Source organism: Microbacterium sp. MPR-TSA4, assembly GCF_058792815.1.
Map to the genome: position 1 here is coordinate 1 of NZ_JBXAFF010000054.1, position 16,229 is coordinate 16,229.

Here is a 16,229-nt window from a genome sequence, read left to right on the forward strand (position 1 = left end):
TCACCGAACTGCAAGGGCAGCCCCGCGACACGCCGGCGGCCCCGCATCCACCCCGGCGCGTCGCCCGCGAGGCCTTGCAGTTCGGGCCGCGAGCGCCCGGCCACGGCTGCGCCTACCCTCACCGCTCGCCACACCGTCGCGTCCACGCCCGTGCCGCCACCCCGCACCCGACGCCCCTCACCGAACTGCAAGGGCAGCGCCGCCACCCCGCACGCCACGCCCCTGACCGCACTGCAAGGGCAGCGCGGCGACACGCCGGCGCCTCCACATCCACCCCGGCGTGTCACCCGCGAGGCCTTGCAGTTCGGGCCGCGAGCGCAGAACGCGCCCGCGAGCCGCAGCCGCAAGCCGCGCCGGCAAGCCCAAGCCCCAGCCCCGTGTGCCGGTTCAGTCCCGCGGACTCAGCAGGTAGTCGTTCATGGATACCGTGAGAGCGGCATCCATCGGCACGTCGACATCGTCAATCGCCGTGATCGGCGCCGCGAGGCGCACGCTGGAGACGAGCCACGCGGCATCCACGGTGTGCAGCTCCGCCACGGGGATCGTCTCGTAGCCGGTTTCGAAGCCCTGGGCGGCGAGGTGCTCGAACAGGCTCAGCTGCGTCGTGCCGTGCAGGATGCCGGCGTTCGGCACGGGGGTGAGGAAGGCGTCTCCGCGACGCAGGATGAGCGACGCGGTCGGTGCCTCCAGCACGTAGCCGTCGCTCGTCGTGAAGATTGCGTCGTCCGCGCCGCGCCGGCGGGCCTCGCGCAGCGCCGCCATGTTCACGGCGTACGACAGCGTCTTCGCGCCCAACAGCAGCCACGGCGCCCGCGACGGCACGTCGAGGGCGTACCCGCGGTCGAGGGTGACGACACGGATGCCGCGCGACCGCGCGATCGAGAAGTCGGCGGCCGGGGCCGCGGTCACCCACGCGGTCGGAGTGGGACCGTGCTCGATTCCCCGGCTCAGGATGAGCTTGATGACCGCCTCCCCCGCACCGCAGGCGGACGCGGCGAGGGCCACGGCCTGGCGCCACTGCTCCGCGTGGGGCACGGGGAGGTCGCACAGCTGCGCCGAATGGGCGAGCCGGGACAGGTGCGCCTCGACCTCCTGCGGGTGACCGTCGATGACGCCGATCGACTCGAAGATGCCGTCGCCGCGCTGCGTGCTGAGCTCTCCGACGGTCAGCGCGGGGGCGGCGGGATCGACCTCGGTGAAGGTCGCTGCGAAGTCGGAGCGGGTGTCGTCCACGTCGGCGGGGTCGATCATCAGCGCGAAGTGCCAGGCCATGCCCCGAGCCTAGACCGCGGGAATACCCCTCAGGGGGCGTCCGTTACACTGGAACAGCCGGGCCGCAGTAACCCCGGGCTCCATCTTTCGCCGCTCCGAGCGGCCTCGCGCCGAGAGGCGTTCTGCGGCCCGGCACTTCTGTGTCGGGCACCCGCGACATCCGCGTTTCGACTCGCCGCTACGCTCCTCGCTCAACGACCGGGCACCCGAGACATCCACGTTTCGACTCGTCGCTGCGCTCCTCGCTCAACGACCGGGCAACCGCGACATCCACGTTTCGACTCGTCGCTGCGCTCCTCGCTCAACGACCGGCCACCGCCCACGGGCCACCCGCCACCGGGAGCAGCCGCCGGGTCAGGTCAACGCGTCACGTCGCCAGAGGCCCGCGCACGCGGTCAGGTCTCCGGCGTAGGTGTCCAGGCGCAGGGCGCGGGTCGTGAACGCGCTCGCCCGCTCGGGCTCGGCCGCGTCGTAGTCGTCGGCGACATCGGCGGCGCCCGCCGCCTCGACCCGACAGAACGACGCGGCACGCTCCAGCGCGACCGCGAAGTCGCCCGTGAACACGCCCCGCAGGATCTCGTCGACGAGCGTCATGAGCTCTTCCGGCCCGGCCGGCGTGGGCGCGCCCGCGACGACGTCGTCGACGGAGGGCAGCACGACCCGCCCGCGCTCGTAGAGCAGCGCGGCGGTCGCCGCGTCGTCCCGGACCATCAACTGCAGCAGATACAGCCGCCACAGCGTGCCCGGAAGCGACTTCGCCGGCGAGTGCGACCACAGCTCGGCCACCGTCTCGAGCCCGTGGGCATCGGTGAAGGTGACGAGGCGGTCGACGACCGCGTCGGTCGGCTCGTTGCGCACCCTCGTCACCAGGGCGGATGCCGTGGCATGCGCGATCCGCGAGACGTCGGCCGGATCCGTGGACCCGAATCGGCGGTCGAACGCGTCCGCGGGTCGACGGACGGGGCGGTGGTAGTCCCGGGAGTCGTCGCTCATCGCTCCAGGCTACCGGCGGCCTGCCGGGGCGGGGCCGAGGCCCCGATCGCCGCAGTCGCGGTCACACCGTCGGGATCGCGATGATCGGCGCGGTCGTCGGCGAGCCGTCGGGCGATCCGCCGGCCTGCTCCACCGTCACGGCGATGGTGTCTCCGGGCTGCATCGTGCCGTCGAGCTGAGCCGTGGCCTTCGCACCGGAGGCGTCGAAGGTGCCGGCCGCGATCGGCTGATCGCCGCGCACGAACCACAGCTCGAACGTGCGATCCGCGGGGATCTCCGGCAGACCCTGGGCCACCAGCACGACCTTGCCCACGCTCTGCGACCAGTGCGCCGTCGCCTCGCCGCCCTGGAAGTCGACCTGTGCGGATGCGGCATCCGGCGCCGACTGGATCTGCTCCAACGCCGTCACGGCGGCCGGCGTGCGCCACAGGCTCGTGACCGCACCCGTGCCCCAGCCGATCCCGATCAGCAGGGCGACGGAGGCGACGAGCGCGAACAGCCCGCGCGTCCACGCGCGGCGCTCGACCGTCTGGACGACGTCGGTGGGCGGCGGCTCCTCGGCGTCGGGGGCGGACGGAGCGGCATCCGTCTCGTCCGCGGATGCTGCGGCATCCGCACCGGCGTCCGTCGGCGCGGACGGGTCGACCTCGATGGCACGCATCAGTCGCGAACGCAGGTCGACGGGCGGCGCGACCGGCGCGACGGCGTCGGCGAGGATGTCGATCGTGGCAGCGTCGAGGGCGACGACGTCGTCCCACTCGGGATGGGCGTCGAGGGCGGTCTGATAGGCGCGCTCGTCATCGGCCGACAGCGCGTTCATCGCGTGCCCTGCCGACAGCTCGGCGAACTCGTCTTCTCCGATGTCTCGGTGGTCGCGGTCGTTCATGACGTCACCCCCATCTCCTGCCTCAGGCGCGACAGACCGTCGCGCATTCTCGTCTTGATCGTCCCCAGGGGCGATCCCACCAACGCGGCGATCTCGCTCTGAGAATATCCCCCGACATAGGCGAGCAGCAGCGCTTCTCGCTGAGGGTCGGGGAGTGCGTCCATCGCCCGGGCGACGCGCCTGCTCTCGATGCGCAGGGCGACCTGGTCGTCGACGCTGTCCTGGCCCGTGTTCAGTTCGCGCAGACCCGCCTTCTCGTCTCGCTCCGTGCTTGCGCGTGTGGAGCGCACGCGATCGACAGCGCGACGATGGGCGATGGTGAGGACCCAGGACCGTCCCTGACCCTTATTCGGAGCGAAACCGGAAGCGGATTGCCACACTTCCAGGAAGACGTCTTGAAGCACTTCCTCGCTCAGCGCGCGGTTCACGAGCACCCGCAGGATCAGACCGAAGGCGCGGGGGGCGAGCATGTCGTAGAGCTGCCCGAAAGCCGTCCGGTCGCCCGCCGCGATGCGCACCAGGAGCTCCCCGGCGTGATCACGCGCCGGTGAGTCCTCGGGTACGTCCACACCGTCGATGACCATCTCTCTCAGCATGCCGTATCACCGTCCCTCTGTCGTGCATCGCGGCCGCGGGTGGCCCATCCGGCGGCGAACGAGTATGCTCCGGCCGCCCCCGACCGCAGAGGTCGCGATGCGCTCGGGTCATGTCCTGTTCGTCGCCGGACCGGGATCGGATTGCGCCGCCGGAACGGAGGCCGAGACGGGCGACGAGACCCTCGGTCTATAAGGGGGGCGGATGCGGAGGCGCAAACGGATTCGGAACTTTTTCCCATCCGATGCGCGGCGGGCTCCGAAGGACTTGTCGAGACCGCACCTGCGGCTCGGCAGGACCAACAACCGCACGTCAGCTCACATGGAGGACATCATGCTCAGCACCACGAAGAAGATCACGGCGGCCCTGACGCTCACGATCGCCGGCGCGTTCGCGCTCTCGGCATGTTCGATGGGCTCCTCGACCAGCGCCGAGACCACGCCCCCCGCGATGACGCAGGAGACCCAGTCGATGGCGCCGTCGCCGTCCACGATGGACCCGGCCGCCAACCTCGTGGGCCCCGGATGCGCCGCGTACGCCGAGGCCGTGCCGTCCGGCGCCGGTTCGGTCGAGGGCATGTCTCAGGACCCGGTGGCCGTCGCCGCCTCGAACAACCCGCTGCTGAAGACCCTCGTCGCGGCCGTGAGCGGCCAGCTCAACCCCGACGTGAACCTCGTCGACACCCTCAACGGCAGTGAGTTCACCGTCTTCGCCCCGGTCGACGACGCGTTCGCCAAGATCGACGCGGCCACGATCGACTCGCTGAAGACCGACAGCGCCGCGCTGACCAAGATCCTCACGTACCACGTGGTTCCCGGCCAGCTCGACCCGTCGCAGGTCGTCGGCACCCACAAGACCGTCGAGGGCGGCGACCTGACCGTCACCGGCTCGGGCGACAACCTGAAGGTCAACGACGCCACCGTCATCTGCGGCGGCGTCCAGACGGCCAACGCGACCGTGTACCTCATCGACACGGTTCTGACGCCGACCAACTGATCGTTCCCGGTCACACCCCGGTCGAGGCCGCCGGCGCACTGCGCGCCGGCGGCCTCGTCGCGTCCGCGCCCCGCCCGCAGCCGGTACGCTGGGAGGCCTGGGGCCTCTAGCTCAGTCGGTAGAGCATCGGACTTTTAATCCGCGGGTCGTGGGTTCGAGCCCCACGGGGCCCACCAGTGGGCCGCGCGCGGCTAGCCTCGGAACGTGGACGATCGGACGTCAGCTGTGGATGTCGGGATGCTGCTGGACGAGCGCTACCGCATCGACGCGCTCATCGGCACGGGAGGCATGTCGCGTGTCTACGCGGCGCACGACCTCACGCTGGGTCGCACGGTCGCGATCAAGATCATCACGGCGACAGGCGATGATCTCGATGCCGGCCAGCGGGTGCGGGTCGAGACGGCCGCGCTCGCGGCGCTCACCCACCCGAACCTCGTCGTGCTGCACGACGCGCGCCTGACCGGCCCCGGCCCCCGCTACCTCGTCATGGAACGTGTCGACGGCCCCTCGCTGTCGGCGCGGCTCGCCGAAGGACCGCTGACGGATGCCGAGCTCACCCGCATCGCCGGCGAGCTGGCCGAGGCGCTGAGCGCCGTCCACGCCGCCGGTGTCGTGCACCGCGACATCAAACCCTCCAACATCCTGCTCGCGCCCGGCGCGACATCGAGCCGGCCGCGTCGCGCGAAGCTCGCCGACTTCGGCATCGCTCATCTGCTCGGCTCGGAGCGGATCACGCAGCCCGGCACCCTCATCGGCACCGCCGCTTACCTCGCTCCCGAGGTCGCTCTCGGTCACGCTCCGGCCCCGGCATCCGACGTGTACTCCCTCGGCCTCGTGCTGCTGGAGGCGCTCAGCGGTGCGCGGGCCTTCCCGTCCGCTCAGGGCGCGGGACAGCTGCTCGCCCGACTCGCGCAGGATCCCGAGATCCCCGCGGACCTCCCGCCCCTGTGGGCGGGGCTGTTGCCCGCGATGCTCGACCGCGACCCGGCGGCGCGCCCGAGCGCCGCCGCGATCGCCGACACCCTCGCTGCTCCCCCGCGCGCGGCGGGCGCCGAAGACACCCGCGTCCTCATCCCGCCGACGCCGGCGGAGCCCGCCGCCGCAGCCGCGGCGCGGTTCGATCGGGCCGCGGCCGGGGCACGCCCGTGGTGGCGCCGGACTCCGCTGCTGATCGGCGCGGGCGCGGCGGCGGCCGCGATCGTCATCGCCCTGTCGGCATGGTCGGGACTGTCGTCGGCGCCGAGCGTCGAACCGTCACCGACCACGACGCCGCCGTCGTCGACGCCCACGCCCACGCCCGCGGCGACCGACGCGAGCACGGTGTCGAACCCCGACCCCGTCGCTCCCGCCGACCCGAAGGACAAAGGCAAGGACAAGGGCGGGCCGGGCGAGAACAACGGCGGCAAGGGCGGCGGCCCGGGCAAGGACGGCGGCTGAGCCGCCCCTTCCCCCGGACGGATGCCGCGGTCAGCTGCCGAGAGTGCCGACGGAAACGACCTGCAGGATCTCGCCGACCAGCCACACGCCGAGCGAGATCGCGGCGACGAAGCCCACGACCGTCGCCGCGACCCACGTCCACAACGGAGCCCAGCCGCCGGCGACGGTCCGCCGCCGCAGCACCACCGCGCGCCCGATCATGTAGACGGCCGATCCTGCACTCACCAGCACGAAGAACGACCATGCCCAACCGAACGGCGCCGGCACGCCGCGGCGCTTCAGCTCGCGCCAGTCGAGCCAGCTGAACACGATGAACGCGGCGTAGCACGCCCAGCCGATCAGGGAGATGCCGAGAGTGCGCATCTCCCACGACGTCAGGTCCGCGGTGGCCGCGGCCGCGGCCGTCCCCGAGCCCGACTCCGCCGCGCGCATCATCGCCGCGATGATGGAGAGGTAGCCGTTCCAGTCGAAAAGGAAGATCGACAGCATCGGCAGCACGGATGCGGCGACCGCCAGCCACACCCAGATCGTCTGGGTCGGAACGTCGACGGCCGGCGGGGTGGCCCCCGGACCCGCAGACGCGGGAGCCGTCGGGTAGGCCGGATACGCCGGAGCGACCGGCGCGGCGGGTGCGACCGGCGCGGCGGGTGCGGCGGGATTCGGTGCGTATTCGCCGAACCGCGGCGCGGGCGCCGTCTGTGCCGTCCACTGGGTGCCGTCCCACCAGCGGCGCGCGGCGGCATCCGCCGGGTCGGGGTACCAGCCGGCGGGGGCGCTCACGAGGCCGCTCCGACCAGCTCGGCACCGGCGTGGGCGAGTTCGGCGAGCGCGGCATCCGAGCTCTCCGGGGCGACGCCCGCGATGAGGTCGGTCAGGACGCGGACGTGCAGCCCGTGCGCGATCGCGTCGAGCGCCGACGCGCGCACGCAGTGATCGGTGGCCAGGCCGGCGACATCCACCTGCGTGACGCCGTGGGCGCTCAACAGGGACGACACCTTCTCACCGGCATCCGTGGTTCCTTCGAACAGCGAGTAGGCGGGCATGCCCTGTCCCTTCTTGACGTGGTGGGTCACGGCGTCCGTGACGAGTTCCGGGTCGTAGTCCGCTCCGGCCGTGCCGGCGACGCAGTGCACCGGCCAGGTGTCCACGAAGTCGGGGGCCGCATCGGAGGCGAAGTGGCCGCCGTTGTCGGTGTGACCTTCATGCCAGTCCCGCGACGCGACGATCAGCGCGTAGTCGTCGGCGTGCGCGGACAGATACGCCGTCAGACCGCGCGCGACCGCGTCACCGCCTGCGACGGCGAGCGCTCCGCCCTCCGTGAAGTCGTTCTGGACGTCGACGATGAACAGTGCTCTGGTCATACCACCGAGGCTAATCCCTCGGGGCGGCTGCGGTCGGCGCCCCGGTCACAACTCCGCCGAATCGCCCCCACCACGTCGCCGCGACCGGCGTGTCGCGCCCGCCGCGACCGGAATGGAGGAGTTTCGCCCGGCATCGACGTCGGCCCGCGCGAGGCGTGAGGGCCACCAGATCCGCCGGCCGAGGTCGTAGGCGACCGCCGGCACCAGCAGCGAGCGCACGACGAACGTGTCGAGCAGCACGCCGAAGGCGACGATGAACGCGAGCTGGGCGAGGAACAGGATCGGGATCACGCCGAGCGCGGCGAAGGTCGCGGCCAGCACGAGCCCCGCCGAGGTGATCACCCCTCCGGTCGCGACGAGCCCGCGCAGGATGCCGGGGCGTGTGCCGTGACGCTTCGACTCCTCCCGCACGCGCGACATCAGGAAGATGTTGTAGTCGACGCCGAGTGCCACGAGGAAGACGAAGCCGTACAGGGGCACGGCGGGGTCCGCCCCCGGGAAGTGGAACAGGTTGTCGAAGACGAGCGCGCTGACGCCGAGTGCCGCGCCGAACGACAGGATGACGCTCAGGATCAGGATCACCGGGGCGACGACCGCCCGCAGCAGCAGCATCAGGATCACGAGGATCACGGCGAGGATCACCGGGATGATGAGGGTACGGTCGCGGATCGAGGTGTCGTTCGTGTCGAGGTCGATCGCCGTCGGCCCGCCGACCAGGGCGACGTCCGCGCCGAGCTCGGTCGTGAAGCTCGTCCGCAGATCGCGCACGGTCTGCTCCGCGGCCAGCGAGTCGGCCTCGTCCGACAGCGTCGCCACCAGCAGCACGTCGCCGTCGACGATCGTGGGCTGGGGCGGCGTCGCACTCGGCGGACCGGCCAGCGTGTAGACGGGGGCGCCGTTCTGCACCGTGACGCCGATCTGACCCGACGCGGTGTCCTTCGCGGTCGCGGCGACGGATTCGATGCCGGGCGCCTTCTCGAGCACGGTCACGGCGTCGGCCACCCGGTCCTGGGGCACGACGATGTACGCCGGGCTGCCCGATCCCGCGGCGAAGTGCTGGGCGAGCACGTCCTGCCCGTCGCGCGCCTGCGACGCGCCCAGCACCAGGTCGCTCTGCGGCACCCCGTCGGCCTTCAGCTGCAGCACGCCGACGGATGCCGCGAGCAGCACGACCGTCGAGATGATCCACACGGGCCGTGCGTGGCGCGCGACCAGCCGCGCCTGGCGGCCCCAGAAACCGCGGACGGGGGCGTGCGGGTCGGTGACGAGCCGCTCGGCGTTGTCCCCCGGGTCGCCGTCGGCGCCCTTCGGGATGAAGGGCCAGAACGCCGCGCGCCCGAAGATCGCGAGCAGCGCCGGCAGGAACGTGAGGGCGGACAGCACCGCGAACGCGATGCCGATCGAGGCGATCGGCCCGAGCGCCCGGTTGCTGGCGAGATCGCTCAGCAGCAGGCAGAGCAGCCCGGCGATGACCGTGCCGCCCGAGGCGATGATCGGCTCGAACGCGCCGCGCCAAGCGATGATCGCAGCATCCCATCGCTTGACCCCCGTGCCGATCGCTTCGCGGAAGCGTGCCGTGTAGAGCAGGGCGTAGTCGGTGGCGGCACCGATGACGAGGATGAACAGGATGCCTTGCACTTGCCCGTTCAGCACGAAGATGCCCGCCTTGGCGAGCCACCAGACCGTCAGCAGCGCGACGCACAGGGCGAAGGTCGAGGTGAGCAGCACGAGCACCGGCAGCAGCGGCGAGCGGTAGACGATCACCAGGATGATGAACACCGCCCCGAGCGCGACGGCGAGCAGCAGGCCGTCGATACCGAGGAAGCCCGCCACCAGATCGGCGGTGAAACCGGCGGGGCCGGTGACCCACGCCTCCAGGCCCGACGGCAGGTTCTTCTCGATGCTCTCGCGGACGGCCGTGACCGTCTCGCCCACGTCGCCCGCGGTCGAGATCGGCACGAAGAACTGCACCGCCTCGCCGTCTTCGGACGGGATGGCCGGCGACACCTGCTCGACGCCCTCGACGCCGGAGATGGTCGAGGCAAGGTCGGAGATCTGGGTGAGCTGCGCCGCGCTGAGCGCCCCGTCGCCGGTGACGACGATGACGGCGGGGATGCTGTCGCCGCCGGTGAACTGCGAGAGCCGCTCTTGCACCTGCGTGGACTCCGCCGAGGACGGCAGGAACGAGGACTGGTCGTTGGTCGCGACCTCGTCGACCTTGCCGAAGTAGGGGCCGCCGATGGATCCGCCGACGAGCCAGATCAGGACCAGCAGAACGGGAATGCCGATACGCAGCCAGCGCGTCGGGGTGTCGGTGCGACGAGTCATGTCGCTAGCTTATCTAGTAATAAGTCCCGCATGCCAGCGCCGTGATGCGCGGGGACGCGCACTCACCCGCGGACAAAGTAGAGCACCCAGCCCGTGACAAGACTGATCATGCCGAGCGCGAGCATCCCCGCCGCCGACCAGGTCAGCGCACGCAGCCCGGCGGGGCGCCGCTGCAGCCGCATGCGTCCCTGCCAGCCGTGGCGGTACCAGATGGATGCCGCGTCGGCGTCGCCGATGACCGCGGCCTCCGCCGCCGACAGGGGCGCACTGTTCGCGTCGCCGTCCGCGTCGAACCACCGCGCGAGCGGATGCTCGCCGTCGCGGTCGATGATGGCCTCCGCCGGGAGCCACGTGCCGTCGGCCGCCCACACGACGACCGCCGCGGCGGCGAGCACGACGAACGCGCCGAGTCCGACCCACGTGAAGATCTCGATCAGCGCGTCGATCGCGTGATCCATGGAGTCTCCCTGGGCGAGGGGAAGTGTGGAGCCGCCTAAGGGAATCGAACCCTTGACCTATTCATTACGAGTGAATCGCTCTGCCGTCTGAGCTAAGGCGGCGCAGGGAGCCGGAGCGCCATGCACGATGATCGATCCTACAGGGTCGGGGCGCCTCTCGCGAACCGGTCGCCGGGGCCGGCGACGCCGACCCGATCCGGCGGTGTCGTCGTGTTACGTCCCGATTCTGATCTGGACGCCGGATCTGCCTACCGTCGATGAGGCACCGCGACGAGGCGAGCGCGGAAGCCGACCCTGCAGTCCTCCCGCGCCACGCGGTGCCCCGACCCACAAGGAGCACCACCCATGTCCAAGAAGACCCTGGCCGCCGCTCTGGCGCTGCCGCTCGTCCTGCTGCTGAGCGCGTGCGCCTCCGGCGCCGCATCGCCCTCCGACTCCGCGGGGGCCTCCTCCGACCCCGTGCGCATCGGCGTCGTCGGCGCCGGCGACCCCTACTGGGAGACCTACAAGGAAGCCGCTGCCGCCGAGGGCATCAACGTCGAGATCGTGAACTTCGACTCCTACGACCAGCCGAACCCGGCTCTGTCGGCGGGCGAGCTCGACCTGAACCAGTTCCAGCACATCATCTACCTCGCCACCTACAACGTGAAGGCCGGAGACGACCTGGTGCCGATCGGGGCGACCGCGATCTACCCGCTGGGCCTGTACTCGACCAAGTACGCCAGCGTCGCCGACATCCCCGCCGGTGAGACCATCGCCGTCCCCAACGACGAGTCCAACCAGGCGCGCGCGCTCCTGGTCCTGCAGTCGGCGGGCCTGATCACGCTGAAGGACGGCGGGTCGATCTTCTCGGCCGTCGCCGACATCGAGCCGGGCTCCAAGGTCAAGGTCGAGGCCGTCGCCGCCGACTTCACCGCCTCGTCGCTCCCCGACTTCGCCGGCGCCGTCGTGAACAACGACTTCGTCGCCAAGTCCGGACTGACCAAGGACCAGCTGCTCGCGCAGGACGACCCGGCGGACTCGTCGGCGTTCCCGTACATCAACATCTTCGCGGCCAAGGCCGCGGACGCCGACAACCCCACCTACGCGAAGCTCGTCGAGCTGTACCAGAACACCGCCGCTGTCCAGGAGGGCGTGCTGGAGGCCTCGGGCGGCACCGCGGTGCTCCTGAAGACGCCGGTCGCCGATCTGATGACGTCGCTGAAGAAGACCGAGGACGACATCCGCGCCCAGCAGTGATCGCCACGCGTGTGCGGCCCGTCGGAAGGCGGGCCGCACACGCGTGCGTCGTCTCCGCCTCGACCCGGATCGGGAGCCCATGAGCATCATCAGACTGACATCGGCCACGAAGGTCTTCCCCCCGCAGACGAAGGGGGCACCGCCCGTGGTCGCACTCGACGACGTCTCCCTCGACGTCGCGGCGGGTGAGATCTGCGGCATCATCGGATACTCCGGTGCGGGCAAGTCCACCGTGCTTCGTCTCATCAACGCGCTGGAGACGCCGTCGTCGGGACGCGTGGAGATCGACGGCTCCGACATCACCCGGTTCGGTGAGCGGGAGCTGCGGAGGCTGCGCGCGGACATCGGCATGATCTTCCAGCAGTTCAACCTCTTCGACTCGCGGACGGTCGCCGGGAATGTGGCCTATCCGCTGGAGGTCGCCGGCCGCCCCCGTGGGGAGATCCGCTCACGCGTCGCGGAGCTCCTCGAGTTCGTCGGCCTGTCCGCCAAGGCGCAGAACTACCCCGAGCAGCTGTCCGGCGGGCAGAAGCAGCGGGTCGGCATCGCGCGCGCTCTCGCGACGAGCCCCCGCATCCTCCTCGCCGACGAGGCGACGAGCGCGCTCGACCCCGACACGACCCAGGAGGTCCTGGGTCTCCTCCGCCGGGTGAACGCGGAGCTCGGCGTCACCATCGTGCTCATCACGCACGAGATGGAGGTCATCCGCACCCTCGCCGATCGCGTCGTCGTGATGGAGCAGGGCCGCGTCATCGAGACCGGCACCGTCTTCGACATCCTCTCCGCCCCGCAGCATCCGGCGACCGCGCGCTTCGTCGCCAGCGTCATCGACGACGTCCCCACCGGCGACGACCTCGCCGCCCTGCGCGCTCGGCACGACGGACGCATCGTCACGCTGGACGTCCGCGACGGCGTCGCCGCACAGGCCGACGTGTTCGCCGCCCTGGCCGCCCACGGCGTGCGCTTCGAGGTCGTGCACGGCGGCATCAACGACATCCGGGGCCGCGTCTTCGGACACCTCACCCTCGCCGTGACCGGTGACGCGGATGCCGTCACGCGCGCGCTGGCCGCGGCATCCGCGCACGCACCCCTGACCGAGGAGGACCCCCGTGGATAGGCTCATCACGCTGCTGCCCCAGCTCTGGGAGGCGACGCTGGAGACGCTGTACGTCGCGAGCGCGGCGCTGGTGCTGGGCGGTGCCGGCGGCCTGCTGCTCGGTCTCGCCCTCTACGCGACCCGCCCGGGCAGCCTCTTCCCGCAGCGAGCGGTGTTCGGGGTGCTCAACGTCATCGTGAACACGATCCGACCGATCCCCTTCATCATCCTGCTGGCCGCCGTGCAGCCCATCGCGCGCGGGGTCGGCGTGCCCGGCATCGGCGTGCCGTTCGCGGTGTTCGCCATCACGATCGCCTCACTGTTCGCCATCAGCCGCATCGTCGAGCAGAATCTGCTGACCGTGCGCCCCGGGGTCATCGAGGCCGCGCGCGCGGCGGGCGCGAGCCGGTCGCGGATCCTCTTCCGGCTCGTCCCCCGGGAATCCCTGGGCCCGCTCTTGCTCGGCTACACCTTCGTCGTCGTGGCGCTCGTCGACATGACCGCGATGGCCGGCGCCGTCGCCGCCGGCGGACTGGGCGAGTTCGCGATCAACTACGGCTTCAAGCAGTTCAACCCGTGGGTGACCTGGTCGGCCGTGCTGGTCATCGTCGTGATCGTCCAGCTGGTGCAGTTCGTGGGCAACGCGCTCGCCCGCCGGGTCCTGCGCCGCTGAGCGACCCTCCGCGCGAGCTCAGCAGGTGAGCCCGTTCTGCGGCACCGTGCCGTCGACCAGGTAGTCCTCCACGGCCGTGTCGACGCACGTGTTGCCCTTGTTGTAGCCGGTGTGACCCTCGCCCTGGCGGGTCACCAGCACGCCCGACGACAGCTGCTCGGCCAGCGAGACCGACCACTCGTACGGCGTCGCGGGATCGTTGGTGGTGCCGACCACCACGATGGGTGCGGCGCCGTCGGCGGCGATCTTCTCGCGCACGCCCGTCGGCGGGTAGGGCCAGACCTCGCACACGTCCACACCCTGCCAGTACGGGGCGATGGTCGGCGCCTTCTGACGCACGAGCGCGTCGGCGGCATCCTTGTCGGCCTGCGACGAGTCGAGGGGGTAGTCCATGCAGTTGTAGGCCCGGAAGGCCTCGGTCGAGTTGTCCTGATAGGTGCCGTCGGAGCGGGCGTAGTAGAAGTCGGCCAGCGTCAGGGCGGTGTCGGCGTCGCCGGCGAGGGCGTCGGTGAGGGCCTTGCTGAGGTAGGACCAGCTGTCCTGCGAGTACAGGGCGGCGATGATCGCGGTCATCAACGTGTCGGCGCCCAGCTCACGCCCGTCCGAGCCGGTCAGCGGCGAGCTGTCCACGCTCGCCAGGAGCGTGCCGAGGGCGGCCATGCCCTCGTCGACGCTGCCCGAGAACGGGCAGGAACGGCCCTGCAGACAGTCGGCCATGTAGGCCCGCAGCGCCGACTCGAATCCGATGGCCTGCGTCGTGCTCACGTCCAGTCCCGACACCGACGGATCGATCGCGCCGTCGAGCACGAGCCGCCCGACGCGCTCGGGGAACAGCTTGGCGTACGTCGCGCCGAGGAAGGTGCCGTACGAGTAGCCCAGGTAGTTGAGCTTCGTGTCGCCGAGCACGGCGCGCAGCAGGTCCATGTCGCGCGCCGCGTTGTCGGTCGTGATGTACGGCAGGATGCCGTCGCTTCCCGCTTCACAGGCCTTCACGAAGTCCTGGTTGCGGGCCGTCAGCTCGTCGGTCCAGCCCTGGCTGCCCCGCGGATCGGCGGGGATGTCGAAGAGGTAGGCGTCCATCTCCGCGGCATCGAAGCAGCGCACCGCCGTGGAACGGCCGACGCCGCGCGGGTCGAACCCGATGACGTCGTACACGTCGGAGAGCGCCGCACCGACCGCGAACGACGACGACTGCGCGATGAGATCGTAACCGCTCGCGCCGGGTCCGCCGGGGTTGGTCAGCAGCGACCCGATGGCGTCGCCGTCGGTCGCAGCGCGGCGGATCACGGCGAGATCTATGGTCCCCACCGAGGGATCGGTCCAGTCCAGCGGTGCGGTGACCGTCGCGCAGTCGTAGCTCCCGGCATCCGCGCCGCTGCACGCCTGCCAGTCGAGCTGCTGCCCATAGAACTCCTCGAAGCCGGCGGGAGCCCCGTCGACGTCGGGTTCGCGGCTGGGCGCCGGTGTGGCGGCGCTCTCCGGGGGGATGGCCGCGTACAGGCAGCCGGACAGCATCGTGGTCGCCGCCGCGAGGGCGGCGATCGTGACCACGGCGCGCCGGACGACGGATCGGCCGACGACGGAACGACGACGGCGGTGGGATGTCTCGGTCACAGTGTCCTCCCGCTCGCGACGGTCACGAGCATGCTCTCCAGGGCCAGGGCGGGGGCGGCGTTGCCCTCCAGGTTCGTGCGCGTCTGCGAGATCGCGTCCAGCACCACCAGCGTGCGGGGGGCCGACCAGGCATCGGCGAGGGCGCGCAGTTCGGACGCCAGCTCGCGGTTGATGAGATCGTCGCCGCGACCGAACTGCAGCATGAGCACATCGCGGAACATCGACTCGAGATCGGTGAGCACGCGGTCGATGCCGTCGCGCAGGCTGCGGGTCGCGCGCCGCTTCTGGTCGTCCTCCAGCGCGCTGAGCTGACCGCGCACGGCAGGCGGCACCGCCGCGCCGGCGACGATGCCGAGGGTGCGCAGGAGCGACGCGCGCTCGGCCTCATCGCGCTCGGCCGTCAGCGCCTTGGCGTCATCGGTGGCCAGCTGCACGATCCGCGCCGCGGTCTCGACCGCTCCCCCGACGCCGCGGACCGACAGCACGGCGCGCAGCGTCTCGTCGCGGCGGGCGCGCGCGCCCTCGTCGGTGGCCAGGCGCACCGCCATGCCGATGTGGCGCTGCGCGAGCCGCGCCGCCTGCTCGGCGGTCGCCGGGTCGACGCCGGTGCGTGCCACGATGAGGCGTCCGACGTCGGCGACATCGGGTTCACGCAGACGCAGCGTGCGCACGCGCGAGCGGATCGTGGGCAGGAGGTCGGCGTCGCTGGGCGCGCAGAGGATCCACACGGTCCGCTCCGGCGGCTCTTCGAGCGCCTTGAGGAGCACGTTGCTGGTGCGCTCGACCATCCGGTCGGCATCCTCCATCACCATGACGCGGTAGCGGCCGAGCGACGGGGAGAAGTAGGAGCGCTCGACGAGCGCGCGGGCGTCTTTGATCGAGATGATCACACCCTCGGTGCGCAGCGCGGTGAGGTCGGGGTGCGTGCCGGCGAGCACCTGACGCATCGCGTTCTCATCCCCCGGCTCGGCGATCAGCGCCGCGGCGAACGCGTACGCGAGGGTCGAGCGGCCCGAGCCGGCCGGGCCGGTGATGAGCCACGCATGCGCGAGCTGAGCGGGATCGGATGCCGCGGCGCGCAGCTGCTGCAACGCCTCGCCCTGGCCCCACACCTCGCCCCACGGGACCTCCGTCCCGGGCTCCCCCTCGGCGATCGGAGCATCCGCAATCATGCCCCCAGCCTACGTGCCCGCACGGACACCCCCAGTGAGTTCTCCCCCCAGCGGCGAGCCGCCATGTCTTGTGCGAGCCGCCACGGCGCGTCCGGCCCGGGGCGTGGCGG

The 16,229-nt window shown here is 71.4% G+C and carries 15 protein-coding genes and 2 tRNA genes; 6 read left to right on the top strand and 11 right to left on the bottom strand.

Annotation, left to right across the window (positions count from 1 at the left end; all coding sequences use genetic code 11):
- Positions 1–387: 387 nt before the first annotated feature.
- The 4 genes from AC1Q49_RS14560 to sigK form a co-directional block, all read right to left on the bottom strand.
- Positions 388–1,272 (bottom strand): aminodeoxychorismate lyase, encoded by an 885-nt coding sequence (locus tag AC1Q49_RS14560; RefSeq protein ID WP_492493024.1) that lies wholly within the window; start codon positions 1,270–1,272, stop codon positions 388–390.
- Positions 1,273–1,626: 354 nt separating this feature from the next.
- Complete coding sequence (locus tag AC1Q49_RS14565) at positions 1,627–2,265, bottom strand: hypothetical protein (RefSeq protein ID WP_060960450.1); 639 nt, start codon at positions 2,263–2,265, stop codon at positions 1,627–1,629.
- Between the two features lie 61 nt (positions 2,266–2,326).
- Positions 2,327–3,151: an anti-sigma factor gene (locus AC1Q49_RS14570; protein ID WP_492493026.1), complete on the bottom strand. Its 825-nt coding sequence runs from the start codon at positions 3,149–3,151 to the stop codon at positions 2,327–2,329.
- On the bottom strand, positions 3,148–3,747 hold the full coding sequence (gene sigK / locus AC1Q49_RS14575; RefSeq protein WP_060960451.1) for an ECF RNA polymerase sigma factor SigK: 600 nt from the start codon (positions 3,745–3,747) through the stop codon (positions 3,148–3,150). The genes AC1Q49_RS14570 and sigK overlap by 4 nt, the downstream gene beginning before the upstream one ends.
- A gap of 331 nt (positions 3,748–4,078) precedes the next feature.
- Here sigK and AC1Q49_RS14580 point away from each other — a divergent pair, with 331 nt between their 5' ends.
- The 3 genes from AC1Q49_RS14580 (at position 4,079) to AC1Q49_RS14590 (ending at position 6,178) form a co-directional block, all read left to right on the top strand.
- Entirely contained in the window at positions 4,079–4,741 is a 663-nt protein-coding gene (locus AC1Q49_RS14580; protein WP_060960478.1) for a fasciclin domain-containing protein, read from the top strand.
- A 100-nt stretch (positions 4,742–4,841) separates the two neighbouring features.
- A tRNA-Lys gene (locus AC1Q49_RS14585) sits at positions 4,842–4,917 on the top strand.
- Between the two features lie 28 nt (positions 4,918–4,945).
- Positions 4,946–6,178 (top strand): serine/threonine-protein kinase, encoded by a 1,233-nt coding sequence (locus AC1Q49_RS14590; protein ID WP_492493029.1) that lies wholly within the window; start codon positions 4,946–4,948, stop codon positions 6,176–6,178.
- 30 nt (positions 6,179–6,208) lie between these two features.
- Here the strand turns inward: AC1Q49_RS14590 and AC1Q49_RS14595 are convergent, their stop codons facing one another.
- The 5 genes from AC1Q49_RS14595 to AC1Q49_RS14615 form a co-directional block, all read right to left on the bottom strand.
- Positions 6,209–6,958 (bottom strand): DUF2510 domain-containing protein, encoded by a 750-nt coding sequence (locus tag AC1Q49_RS14595; RefSeq protein ID WP_492493031.1) that lies wholly within the window; start codon positions 6,956–6,958, stop codon positions 6,209–6,211.
- A complete protein-coding gene (locus tag AC1Q49_RS14600; protein ID WP_101305831.1) occupies positions 6,955–7,539 on the bottom strand; it encodes an isochorismatase family protein in 585 nt (194 codons plus the stop codon). The genes AC1Q49_RS14595 and AC1Q49_RS14600 overlap by 4 nt, the downstream gene beginning before the upstream one ends.
- 45 nt (positions 7,540–7,584) lie before the next feature.
- Positions 7,585–9,867: an MMPL family transporter gene (locus AC1Q49_RS14605; RefSeq protein WP_492493033.1), complete on the bottom strand. Its 2,283-nt coding sequence runs from the start codon at positions 9,865–9,867 to the stop codon at positions 7,585–7,587.
- Positions 9,868–9,929: 62 nt separating this feature from the next.
- The gene (locus AC1Q49_RS14610) at positions 9,930–10,325 is read right to left on the bottom strand and encodes a hypothetical protein (RefSeq protein WP_492493035.1); all 396 of its coding nucleotides are present in this window, start codon (positions 10,323–10,325) and stop codon (positions 9,930–9,932) included.
- A gap of 26 nt (positions 10,326–10,351) precedes the next feature.
- Positions 10,352–10,427, bottom strand: a tRNA-Thr gene (locus tag AC1Q49_RS14615).
- A 243-nt stretch (positions 10,428–10,670) separates the two neighbouring features.
- Between AC1Q49_RS14615 and AC1Q49_RS14620 the strand changes: the two genes are divergently transcribed.
- From AC1Q49_RS14620 to AC1Q49_RS14630, 3 genes are all read left to right on the top strand, one after another.
- Complete coding sequence (locus AC1Q49_RS14620; protein WP_492493037.1) at positions 10,671–11,564, top strand: MetQ/NlpA family ABC transporter substrate-binding protein; 894 nt, start codon at positions 10,671–10,673, stop codon at positions 11,562–11,564.
- A 79-nt stretch (positions 11,565–11,643) separates the two neighbouring features.
- Complete coding sequence (locus AC1Q49_RS14625) at positions 11,644–12,681, top strand: methionine ABC transporter ATP-binding protein (protein ID WP_060960470.1); 1,038 nt, start codon at positions 11,644–11,646, stop codon at positions 12,679–12,681.
- Positions 12,674–13,333, top strand: coding sequence for an ABC transporter permease subunit (locus AC1Q49_RS14630; protein WP_492493040.1), 660 nt, complete (start codon positions 12,674–12,676; stop codon positions 13,331–13,333). Before AC1Q49_RS14625 ends, AC1Q49_RS14630 begins: the two co-directional genes overlap by 8 nt.
- Before the next feature lie 18 nt (positions 13,334–13,351).
- Here AC1Q49_RS14630 and AC1Q49_RS14635 read toward each other — a convergent pair whose 3' ends face one another.
- Both AC1Q49_RS14635 and AC1Q49_RS14640 read right to left on the bottom strand, forming a co-directional pair.
- A complete protein-coding gene (locus tag AC1Q49_RS14635; protein WP_375140952.1) occupies positions 13,352–14,947 on the bottom strand; it encodes an alpha/beta hydrolase in 1,596 nt (531 codons plus the stop codon).
- Complete coding sequence (locus tag AC1Q49_RS14640; protein WP_101305828.1) at positions 14,944–16,119, bottom strand: DNA polymerase III subunit delta'; 1,176 nt, start codon at positions 16,117–16,119, stop codon at positions 14,944–14,946. Before AC1Q49_RS14640 ends, AC1Q49_RS14635 begins: the two co-directional genes overlap by 4 nt.
- Between the last annotated feature and the right edge of the window lie 110 nt (positions 16,120–16,229).